General features: G+C 48.5%; 7 protein-coding genes. 6 read left to right on the forward strand and 1 reads right to left on the reverse strand.

Annotated features, from left to right (window positions below):
- Positions 1-102 precede the first annotated feature (102 nt).
- Positions 103-2,667, forward strand: coding sequence for a TonB-dependent siderophore receptor (locus tag GA004_RS04905; protein WP_283396187.1), 2,565 nt, complete (start codon positions 103-105; stop codon positions 2,665-2,667).
- A gap of 262 nt (positions 2,668-2,929) precedes the next feature.
- Here the strand turns inward: GA004_RS04905 and GA004_RS04910 are convergent, their stop codons facing one another.
- Entirely contained in the window at positions 2,930-4,021 is a 1,092-nt protein-coding gene (locus tag GA004_RS04910; RefSeq protein ID WP_283396188.1) for a substrate-binding domain-containing protein, read from the reverse strand.
- A gap of 195 nt (positions 4,022-4,216) precedes the next feature.
- Between GA004_RS04910 and GA004_RS04915 the strand changes: the two genes are divergently transcribed.
- The 5 genes from GA004_RS04915 (at position 4,217) to GA004_RS04935 (ending at position 12,220) form a co-directional block, all read left to right on the forward strand.
- Positions 4,217-5,641, forward strand: a complete 1,425-nt coding sequence (locus tag GA004_RS04915) for a sulfatase (RefSeq protein WP_283396189.1) — start codon at positions 4,217-4,219, stop codon at positions 5,639-5,641.
- A 333-nt stretch (positions 5,642-5,974) separates the two neighbouring features.
- Positions 5,975-7,180, forward strand: coding sequence for a sialidase family protein (locus GA004_RS04920; RefSeq protein ID WP_283396190.1), 1,206 nt, complete (start codon positions 5,975-5,977; stop codon positions 7,178-7,180).
- Positions 7,177-7,992 (forward strand): HpcH/HpaI aldolase family protein, encoded by an 816-nt coding sequence (locus GA004_RS04925; RefSeq protein WP_283396191.1) that lies wholly within the window; start codon positions 7,177-7,179, stop codon positions 7,990-7,992. Before GA004_RS04920 ends, GA004_RS04925 begins: the two co-directional genes overlap by 4 nt.
- 118 nt (positions 7,993-8,110) lie before the next feature.
- Complete coding sequence (locus GA004_RS04930) at positions 8,111-9,562, forward strand: sulfatase (RefSeq protein ID WP_283396192.1); 1,452 nt, start codon at positions 8,111-8,113, stop codon at positions 9,560-9,562.
- Positions 9,563-9,646: 84 nt separating this feature from the next.
- Positions 9,647-12,220 (forward strand): sodium:solute symporter family protein, encoded by a 2,574-nt coding sequence (locus GA004_RS04935; RefSeq protein ID WP_283396193.1) that lies wholly within the window; start codon positions 9,647-9,649, stop codon positions 12,218-12,220.
- Positions 12,221-12,223 lie beyond the last annotated feature (3 nt).

Genomic DNA, 12,223 nt, shown 5'->3' on the forward strand with positions numbered 1-12,223 from the left:
CAGAGGGTTACCCCATTTCGAGTTACAGTCAATAAGGCGTGGCTCGATGAGAAGTTACTTAACTCCCTCTCTAACTGAAATAACCCAAAACGACAGAAGCATATGAAACTTCAAACAAGACTAAAAAACCCAATAAAGTGGATTATTCCTGTTCACCTTATTGCAGTATCCATCTGTTTTGGCCAAGAAAACGGTGAGGTTTTTGAACTAAGTCCATTCTCCGTAACGACGGATGGGGACATCGAGTATACGAGCCAAAACTCAATATCTGCCACGCGAACGAATGTAGGGATCAAAAACCTCCCTCAATCGATCGTCGTATTCAATCAAGACCTTCTTGATGACACTAATCTTGTTAGTTTGACCGGCATCTTGGACATGGATGCGTCCTTCGTGAATGGATTTTCGTCAGAAGACGGTGTGAGCGGTGAAATACGTGCTCGGGGTATGGGGGTGTCCTCCGGTTCAGTTCTATTAGTCGACGGTTTTGAATCTTTAGCGACGAACTCCATTATACCGATAGTAGGAGTTGAACGTATTGAAATTCTCAAAGGACCGAATGCAGTGCTGTATGGCGAGACGAGTCCTGCTGGCGTAATAAACAGAATTAGCAAACGTCCGAGTTTCGACCGAGCTTTTGGATCGATTACCGCGGCTATCGGCGACCCCAACACAAATTCGAAATATTCAACCGATTTTTCGATAGATTACTCAACCCCATTAGATTTGAAGTTTTTTCCGGAAGAATGGGGCGAATTCGCATTTCGTACAGAAATACAGGATGCGACGAGGGCACTCGTGAAGGATCAGGCAACAGCAAAGGCTTTTACATCCTATAACGCTCTTAGCTGGCGGAAGGGAAATACATCTTTAGACCTTGATCTTACGTATGGAAGAACAGCCGCCGACGTTCCATGGGCAATTGGTATAATGGTTGATAATGGTGGTTTGGGTGCCGACGGCTTCGCAACTGGGACAAGAAAATATGGGTTCAATAAGCCGGATGGTTCCTTTCATAAAATCGATGAAGCTCACGGTCTACGCTACACTCCAAGTGGAACAAGAACAGGTGATGATGATGCAAGAAAAACCGAGAACTTTACTTATAGAGCGGATTTTCAGCATCGTTTTAGCGAAGGGGTCTCGTTCCGCTCGCAGCTAAAATATGAAGATTTCAAGATCGACCGGATGGAGAACTTGATTTTATCTGGGTCAGATGAGTGGCCGGTTAATAAGCATCCAGACACTGGTAATTTAGTTATTGGATACACAAATCCAGATACAGGAGAATTTTTGCTAGGGAATCGGCCAGGGCGGGTATACGGATTAGAAAAATTCGACGGAGCTATCGGGGCATTAGACTGGTTAGTTCCAAGACGACCTAGATATCGACATGAAGACCGCCAGCGTATCGATATGAGGAATGAATTTCTGATCGAAACAGAAACAGGCGGCTTAAAACATAATCTACTGGTGGGCTACCAAATACAGGGCGACCGGGGAAGTCGCACTAGAGTCGAGGTGCGTAATCCTGGCAGTTTTCCTAATCCAGAAGATGTCGCCAATTACCCAGAGGATGGTAAGTGGGAATTTGTGAGCACAATAGATCCAGTGGGCGGCGGGCCTTTAAATTTCCCTGCCAGCTCTTACCATGATGCACAGACTGGAGGGGCCTTTGTTCCTCGGGCGGACTACACGCAAATCCGACCAAACAACGTAGGAAAGGACACCAGCTCTATTTACATTAACGACCTAATTTCTGCGATGGATGATAGGCTATATATTAATTTGGGATATCGCGTGCAGAAAGACAAGGATGTGCGAAGCAGTAATGTTAGGGAAGCTGATGGCGATCCGATCACATTAGGAGCTCTATATCATCTCAATGATGAAAGGTCGGTTAGTATATATGCTAATGGAAACGCGACGTTTCAGCCGGTTTATACTGTCAGCGACGACGGTTACGACCTACCTCCTATTACGGGTGATCAATTCGAATTCGGGGTAAAAGTCGACCTAGGAGCACAAGCAGGAAAGCGCCCAGGATTGCTTACTGGAAACCTAACTTATTTCGAATTGGAAATGGTAAATTTGCCAGTGAATATTTCCGAGGATGAGACTCAGAATATATACAGACCAAGTGGGGTTGGCAGAACATCCGAAGGAATGGAGCTTTCGTTCTCGTCCAATCCTTCCAGAGGCCTCCGAATTTTCGGTAGTATGGCCTATTTGTTCGACTCCGAAAATCCAGCATTAGTGCGTCGGGGTAGTGACGAAGCAACTGTCAACTCAATCTCAGGCGGTAAACTATGGCCCGAAAATGTCTCCCAGTTTGTAGTCAACGCTCTAGCTCGGTATCAGGTGCTTGAAGGAGGAATGAAAGGCTCCTTCGTTTCACTCGGGTTGAGATATAATTCAAAGCGGAATAGCGAAGTTGATTTTGGAGGAGGTCTAACAAGGGCATTGCCCTATTTGTATAACGTTCCATCGGAGACGAAGCTTAACCTTGGCCTAGGGAAAGAGTTCGAGAGAGAGCGAAGCACTTGGAGAGTGGCATTGTTCGTAGATAACCTTACTGATGTCTTATCCACGGGTCGCTCAATTAATTTCAAAAGCAGCTTTGACCCAGGCCGAACTATTAGACTCCAATTTAAAAATAATTTCTAACAGTTTCCGCGTCGAAGAGACTTTTGGTTAAACTATGAGGTACTCCATTGATTTTGGAGTACCTCTGCTAGCCCAAATTAATTATTTAAGAGCGATATTCCGAGTCGTTTCCCGTTAGTTAGACTCTCTGCTATTAGATATGGGAGACGGTCCCTATACTTTAAGGCTCCGACCCAAGAGCCCTTCCCTTCTTGCTGCACTTCAATGCCTTCATGTCACTTGTTGAATCCATCGCTGGTGCGAATTGCTGCCAGCGAGGCCTTTACTCTCTGAGGGTTACCGATTGACCTTCTATAAATTCAGGTATCATGAGATCGCCTCTCTTAACGATGACTTCTCTATTCACAACTTTCATAGTTGCGTTGAAAATTCGTTTTGCGAACTTAGTTGGATCGATTGTATATCGGCTTGGAATCGGCGAATAATAATTGAGGAAGGAGTCATTGTCTCTACATATAATGGAAATATCATCTGGTATTTTGTAACCGCGATCTTGCAGGTGAGACATTGTTGCAATGCATTTAAGAGAGCTCCCGATTAGCAGTGCGGTTGGAGGATTGGACATATTAAGAATAAGGTCCAAAATTCGATGGCATTTTTTCAAACTAGAACCGAGATCGAAGGTAGAGGTGCTCATTGACCCACTTGAAAAGTGTGAAAGACCCCGTTCTATAGTCTTAACGCATATACTTCCCCCTCCCGTCATTCCGTCGTCATAAACGTATGCTATTTCCCGATGGCCTTTTCCGTAGAAGTAGCCTAAAGCGTGCTGACTTATCGATTGGTAGTCGGTATCAACAAATGGAAGATCAATGCTAGCAGCGGGAGTACCAGCAACGACGCACGGAATCCTATTGTCTAAAAACCATTGCTGGATGGGTTTGGTTGTTCGATGCAGAATCCAGCAATCATGAGGAGACTGAGATTGGAATCTCTCCAGTCGTTTTTCTATGCTTCCTTCGTACAGGTGATGCCCTTCGAATACGTCAAACTGTATTTCGTTTATGAGTAGCAGCTCGCGGAGTTTGCCAATCCACAGGCCGAAATACGGTCGGACATCGGTCAAGGGGTCCGGCGTCATGATGCCCACTGAAAGATTGCGTCGTTTCCTTCTTGTGATATTGCTGAGCAAGATCTTTGTTCCCCTCTGCGCTACCGCTTTGGTTATGCCTTCGCGGGCAAGCTCTTTGAGTGCTGCCCTCAACGTAAATCGACTTACTTGGAGTTCCTCGCAAAGTTCCCGTTCAGAGGGTAGCCATTTTTCCCATATACCTCTGCGAATTCCTTCTCGAAGAAAAGCGCTCGTTTGACTGGCAAGCGATACTCTATGCGGAATCTCGAATTCTGAACTCATGTACAATCAACTTGAGGCCAACTTGTATGGGATTCATACCAAACGGTCGCAATTGTCAAGATGTTGGCTGGCCCTCTTGGTTTAATTGCATTTACTCCTTTTACATTTTGCCAAGACCAATTTGTATTTGTCACGAGAATCGCACTAGGTAAGTAAATTAGTGCCCAATCCTCATATAGACTTATGATATTTAGTATGCGTTTAATATTACTAGCCCTAATTTTTGCGGGGACCGTAGCGATGACAAGAGAACAATCTTGGGCAGACGATGGGAATTCTCCGACGATGAACGTCGTGCTGTTTTTAATCGACGACCTCGGCTGGATGGATCTGGGATGTCAAGGAAGCAAGTATTATCAGACGCCAAATATCGATCGACTTTCCGATGAGGGCACACGGTTCACCGATGCCTATGCAGCGGCCGCTATATGCTCGCCCACTCGGGCAAGCGTGATGACGGGAAAATATCCCGCTCGACTGATGCTAACTCAATGGCTGCCTTCAGGACGTTGGAGTCCGAATGACAATAAAATGCGAGAGGGACGCTTTCTGCGAGAATTACCCCTGGAGGAATTCACGCTCGCTGAAACGTTGAGAGAGGCTGGATACGCAACCTTGCAGGTCGGCAAATGGCATCTTGGAGGGCCTCCTTTCTCGTTACCGGCTCAGCATGGATTCGATGTGAATGTTGCAGGAAGCGAGCATGGAGCTCCAGGTAGCTACTTTTATCCATATACTGGGAAGTGGACGGTGCCAACCACGGGAAGTGCTGTAGTGAAAACGACCCTACCGGACGGAAAAATTGGCGAGTACTTGACTGATCGGCTAACCGATGAGGCCGTTGCGTTGATTCGCCAAAATAGAGACAACCCGTTTTTTCTATACTTCTCCCATTACGCCGTACATTCACCGCTTCAAGCGAAACAGTCGATGATCGCCCGGTACGAAGCGATCCCCGAAAAGGAGCGTCAAGGCCAACCCGCGTATGCGGCAATGGTGGAGAGCGTCGATCAAAGCGTCGGCCGAGTCATGGAAACACTAAGCGAGCTTGGACTGGAAAACAATACAATGGTTATCTTTACTTCGGACAACGGTGGATTATGGAAAGCAACCGACCATGCGCCGTTGCGAGCGAACAAGGGATCGCATTATGAAGGAGGTATTCGTGTACCCATGATAATAAAGGCACCTGGAATATCGAAGCGAGGGAGCGTGAATTCCGTTCCAGTAATAACGAACGATTTATATCCGACTATTCTCGAAGTGACCAGATTGCCCCTACGCCCGTATCAACATCAAGATGGCCTGAGCCTATCTGCTCTGCTAAAAGGAGAGACGTCGCTCGATCGCGAGGATCTCTTTTGGCACTACCCGCATTACAATCAGCACCCGCACAGCATTCCAGTTTCGATCATTCGACGGGGCTCTTGGAAGCTCATCGAGTTCTTGGAAACCGGCGAAATCGAGCTATACAACCTGTCCAATGATATTAGTGAAACGAAAAATCTCGTAGAAGCTCAACCCGAGCGCACTAAAAAATTGCTTACAGAACTACATGAATGGCAGACCGAAGTCGGAGCAGAACCAATGCGAGCAAATCCTTATTATGAAGTTAGGTAGGGCAATGACTTCAGGGCGTGTCACCTCGGCTTGGCTCCATCTTCTTGTGCAGCACGCACGGAGGTCATTGTCCTGACCTGCAAAAGTTAAGCACAACCTAAAATCTCTCCTCATTTTTCATTTTACAATTTGCATTTTTTAATTCGCTGCCCGCAGCTCTTCAAGCGCGCTTTTTATTGCCATATACGACTTGAGGCTCGCCCTTAGGAGCTATGGCGATACAGTCGCGATTGGCCCAAATATCGATCGGATTGCCTCGCAGGGTACCCTTTCGGGAACGAACTATTTGCCACAATCTAAGGAATCCTTAATTTTAACCAAAACAATTGTACCATGAATTCGACCCCTATTTTGTTTAAGCATATCAAACTCTTCACTTTCATTTTTCTAATCACTGCTTTGGTGTCAACGAACGGCTATGGAGAGGAAATCGAATACGAAGGCGACGTCATGGACGTACGGACAATTCGTCGGATAGAGCAGCATCCGCACGCTTGGCGTGTCTGGCAACCATTCATCATAAAAGGGCAAAAGAAGAATCATTTGATTGTGGCCTTCGGAGCTATGGTCAACGGCAAGAAAGACATGGGGGACATATTGGCGACCGTTTCGAAAAATGATGGGGACACGTGGGAAGAGCCGATTCCGATCTTCGATCATCGGCAGCGGAAGGGAGAGTTGCAATTCGCGTATGCGAATCCCGTTCTCTACAAGATTCCAGGCCAGGAAGTGATTTGGTGTTACGCTATGCGTAATCCGATCGCTTCTGAAAATAGCGAAGAATCGCATCTGGTCGCAGCTTTTACTGCTGATGGGGGATTTTCATGGACACCCGTTGAAATGGCCATGCGCTATACGGGTCCGCTAATTCTGAACGCTGGGGTCGTCGAGACTGAGATAAAGGGGGAAAAACGATATCTCCTTCCGGCCCATCGCAATACCCTTGCAGCAGACCCGAGAGGATCGCGCGATCATTTTATTCTGAGCAGTAGCAGCTTGTTGGAGTGGAAGCTGGAAGCTTTTATTCCTCAACCGACCGAGGCTCGGGTCTTCCTGCACGAAGGGAATATTGCTCCTTGGGGGAAGAAGGGAGAACTCAAAATAGTGATGCGAACGGCTGACTATGACGACACGAGTCTCACCACAAACCCGCCGCGTGCATATTCCAGTGTGAGCACCGATGGGGGTCGTAACTGGAGCGTCGCTCAACCGGAGCCGGATTTGCACAATGCAAAATCGAAAGGCTACTTTGGCCAGTCGTCAAACGGGACCCATATCTACGTCTACAATGACGGTCCTGCTCAGCGCGGCAAGGCGCCGGGGTTCCCAAATGGGGGCCGCACTTCCTTGCGTTACAAGATAAAGCCCGCTGGGGAAGGCTGGAGCGACGAGATGACGTTTTACCACGCGGGTATCAAGAACTCCTATCCCACTCTTGCCGAAGTGGCGCCGGGAGATTTTCGCTGCGTATGGGATAGCGGCACAGCCAATACGCCACGAACTCACATCCATTTCGGAAAACTCAAACTCAAGCCATGACATCAACTCATTTACGTAACCAAATCGTCGCGGGAGAAACGGTCTTCGGCACGCTCATTGTATCGCCTTCGCCGCGGTGGCCCGAAGCTGTGTGCGATTGTGGGCTCGATTTCGTATTCATTGATACCGAGCACATCGCGATCGATAGAGCCGAATTGAGTTGGATGTGCCAGACATACGCGGCACTTGGTCTCCCTCCTATTGTGCGTATTCCATCCCCCGACCCCTACACGGCGACGATGGCACTCGATGCAGGAGCGGCAGGAATAGTCGCTCCCTATGTGGAAACCGCAGAGCAGGTGCAGGCCCTGCGTGGTGCGGTCAAATGCCGTCCTATCAAAGGGCAGAAACTGCAGCGAATGCTCGATGGCACCAATGTCGAGGAGAAGCTCGAATCCTACGTAGCAAAGGGTGCGGAGAAGAGACTGATGTTCGTCAATATCGAGAGCAAGCCAGCGATAGAGGCCTTGGATGAAATTCTGGCCGTGCCTGGTTTGGATGCTTTGCTCATTGGCCCGCACGATCTCTCCTGTAGCCTCGGCGTACCCGAAGGATATGACGAGCCCATCTTTCTGGAAGCCTGCGAAACCATTTTCAAGAAAGGACGTGCTGCGGGTGTCGGGGCAGGAATCCACTTCTGGGGCAGCGTCGAGCAACAGAGAAGGTTCCTCGATATGGGAGCAAACCTCCTGATCCACAGCGCCGATATAAGTCTCTTCCAAAAGCATCTTCGGATAGAACTCGAGGCAATTCGTAAAGCTGACGGACAAATGACTCCTGCAATCGAGTCATCGACGGAAATCACTATTTAACTACGCTATGTGTAAATTGAAATAACGATATTGTTTAGAGCAGCGACCTCCGAGCGTGCCGCGATACAAGACAAAACTACCGCGGCACGTTCGGAGGTGTTTATCCTAATCTAAAAAAATGAAATTCTTTAAAATACTCCTCATTCTCCACTCGGCATTCGCTCTTCAATCCTTAGATGCGGCCACGCCCCGTCCAAACGTTCTCTTCATATCCGTTGATGATATGAACGATTGGGTGGGCTGTCTCGGTTCAGATAGAGTTCCAACACCCAACATTGATGCCCTAGCTGAAAGAGGATTGCTCTTTACAAACGCCCACGCTCCAAGTCCGAAATGCGCTCCAAGTAGGGCGGCGATCCTTACAGGTAAACGTGCGTCAACAACGGGTTTGTACAGTAACGGTCATTGGTGGCGACCGGCGTATCCAGATTTGGTGACGCTACCCCATTATTTTAGAAATCATGGCTATACGTCGGCAGGTGGCGGCAAGGTCCATCACCACACGGTTGGCTTCAATCCACCGGATCAATGGGATGAATATTTTGATCTGGTTCAGGATAAGGATCTAATTGTGGATTATTTTAAAAGTCGTGGCGAAGATCGTCGTTTTCTCACGACTATGCCCCGCCACCCGAGCGATTCGCTCGATTGGGGGCCAATGGAAGTAGACGATAATGAAATGGGTGATGCTCGAACGGTGCGTTGGGCTAGTGAATTTCTTTCCCGGGATCACGAGAATCCATTCTTCCTGGCAGTTGGAATTTTCCAGCCTCATTTGCCATTCTACGCTCCGCAGAAATATTTTGATGTGTTACCGAAGGAAAAAGTCGAACTTCCTATCAATAAACCTGGGGACTTGGACGATATACCTGAAGGGGGTCAAATCATGGCTGAATACCGGCGCAACGATCTTCGAATGATCGAAGAATACGATGATCTTCGGCACTGTGTTCAGTCCTATTTAGCAAGTATTGCACACGCGGATACTATGGTGGGGGAATTGATGTATGCTTTCGACAAAAGTGCCTACCGGGAAAACACGATCGTCGTTCTCTGGTCCGACCATGGGTATGCATTCGGGGAAAAGGATCACTATGCGAAAAACACGCTTTGGGAGCGGTCGACCCATGTTCCCTTCATCATGGTCGTTCCAGGCGTCACGCAAGCCGGCTCGGAGACGGAAAGTCCAGTAGACCTGACTTGCCTATTCCCGACGCTTACGAAGCTATGCGGATTGCCGGTACCCTCTGGTTTGGATGGCATCGACATTGGGCCTTTGCTGGAGAATCCGAAAGCTCAATGGAAACATCCTGCAATCATCGACTATTTGAAAGGCAACACGGCTATCCGTACCAGGGATTGGCGCTACATACAGTATGACGAAGGAAGAAAAGGGGAGGAGCTGTATGACCGGGTTAGCGACCCCCATGAATGGACAAACCTAATTGAAAAACACCCGGAGCTAGTGGGTCCCTTCAAAGCCTGGCTACCTAATCACTACGCGGAGGAAGTGCCAACCAAAGGTGCCTACGATTTTGACCCTTCAAATTACAAGTGGAAGAAAAGGTGAGTTGGCTGAATATCGTCCCTCCTTCAAGATTACGCTATTACCCTCTCTAATTTGTCTCAAAACGCCCAATACTCTAACTTTGTTATGATATCTAGAATACGTTATAAATTACTAGTACTTATTTTCATGGGATCAGTGGTGACGATTGGAGAGCCATCTTGGGGCGAGGAGTCGAGTGATCCAAGCTATCTCAAATGGAAAGCAGTTGCGGAACTTCCACCTTCCGGTAACCAGTCAGAATCCTTAGGGGTTGCGGGTCCCTTTATCGGTGTCAGCAACGATACTCTCATCGTGGCGGGTGGAGCGAATTTCCCGAAACCCTACTGGGGAGAAGCCAAAATTTGGCATGACGATATCTGGGTGCTTGATAAAACCGGTGTCTGGCATAGCGGCGGAAAACTGCCGCGACCTATTGGATACGGAAGTTCCGTGACGACGGATTTGGGGGTGCTTTGCATGGGGGGAAACGATGCCTCGAACACCTATGACGAAGTCTTTTTACTGACTTGGAATTCAGCAACTAAATCCGTTCAACGCGAAAACTTGCCGAATCTTCCGTCGACCTTGGTGTATGGAGCGGCCACTACGTTGGGTCAAAAAGTGTATCTGGCCGGTGGAAGCGAGACAAATGAGCTTTCAAAGGCTATGAAAAACTTCTGGGTCTTGGATCTAGATAAAAAGGGGAACGACTCGTTCGGGTGGCAGGAATTGCCTAGCTGGCCCGGACCTTCCCGTGCATTTAATATACTCGCTGCCCAGAACAATGGACGCGAGAACCAGATCTATATTTTCAGCGGTCGACGCGAAGGCGAAAATGGCGAGCTCGAATTTTTGAAAGACGCCTACGCCTATAGTTCGTCTAGCACTTCTTGGAAACGGCTCGCGGACTCGCCCGCATGCATGATGGCGGGCGAAGCAATCCCAGTTGGAGAAAATCACATTTTGATAATAGGTGGTGCGGATGGATCTCTATTTCACTCAGCGGACGAACTAAAGGATGAGCATCCCGGATTTCCAAAACAGGTCTGGGGGTACAACGCTCTAATCGATAGCTGGCAAAAGGCGGGGACGATGCCGCAGAACCATGTCACCACCCAGATCGCGAAATGGGACGACGACTTTATTGTAGCGTCGGGAGAAATCCGCCCCCGCGTACGCTCTCCTAAAATCTGGAAGCTCACGGCCACGCCAATCTCGGCCTCTTTTGGAGCTCTTAATTGGACGACACTGATAGCGTATCTTGGAGGCCTACTCGCAATCGGATTTGTCTGTGCCCGCAACACGCAGACGGCAGAGGATTTCTATTTGGGAGGAAGATTGATTCCTTGGTGGGCGGCGGGTATCAGTATATTCGGTACGACTTTGAGCGCGATTACTTATCTCGCCCTTCCCGCTCGTGTCTACGCGACAAGCTGGTCAGCGATAATATTAAACTTCGGTATTCTCATCGTCGCACCGCTCATCGCCTTGATCTACATTCCCCGACTTCGAAGAATCAACGCAGTCACCGCTTATCAATTTCTAGAAAATAGATTCGATCTCGGCCTGCGCCTTTTTGGCAGTGCGTCCTTTATTATTTTCCAGCTGTTACGCATGGGGATTGTAGTATTTCTTCCTGCGCTTGCCTTGTCTGCCGTCACTGGATTCAACCTAACTCTCTGCATTCTCATGATGGGAATGATATCTACCGTGTATACCGCATTTGGAGGCATTAAAGCGGTTATTTGGACGGACGTTGTCCAAGTCGTAGTACTTATGGGAGGCGCTCTCCTCGCTCTTGGAATAGTCGTGTCTAATTTAGATGGGGGCTTATCGACTTTGGTTTCAATCGGGAAAGAAGCTGGAAAATTCGAACTGCCACCCATCGAATGGTCCTGGGCCACCGACTCATTCATGGTCTTGATGCTCGGAGGTATATTCTCTAACGCGCTCGTGCCCTACACGTCAGACCAAGCAGTGGTTCAACGCTACCTCACAACGAGCTCTGAACGAGAGGCTAAGAAAGCCGTCTGGACCAATGCCTTGCTCGCCATTCCAGCGACGTTGATTTTCTCCTTAATGGGCATCGCTCTATTCGTTTTCTACAAATCCAACCCGGATCTTCTGGGCCCGCTCCAAAAGAACGATCAAGTCCTTCCTTGGTTCGTCGCTCATCAAATGCCCGCTGGTTTGGCTGGACTGGTTATCGCAGGTGTATTCGCCGCTGCCATGTCGAGTTTAGATAGCAGCATGCATTCCATATGCACTGCAGTTTCCAATGATTTTATAGGTAGATTCAAGTCCGCTTGGGACGACGAGAACCAGCTGCGATTCGCCCGCAAAATCGTTAGCTGCCTCGGAATATTGGGCACCACGATCGCCATTATTATGTCCAGTATGGACATTGGTCACATGTTCGACTTTCTCATCGGACTCATGGGACTAATCGCCAGTCCGCTAGCCGGACTATTTCTTCTCGGCCTCCTAACGAAAAAAGCCAATGCCACCCACGCCTGGATCGGCGTAATCTGTAGCCTGATCGCGATTGTATTCGTAAAGTACTTCACCGATCTCAATGGGCTGCTTTTTGGCTTTGTCGGAATCGGTATCTGTTTCGGCACTGGCTCATTGGCGTCACTTTTCGTATCCAGAGAAGCCCAAGGCCAACGAAAAGGATAAAGC

The organism is Candidatus Pelagisphaera phototrophica, assembly GCF_014529625.1.
In the GTDB taxonomy this organism is placed as follows: domain Bacteria; phylum Verrucomicrobiota; class Verrucomicrobiia; order Opitutales; family Opitutaceae; genus Pelagisphaera; species Pelagisphaera phototrophica.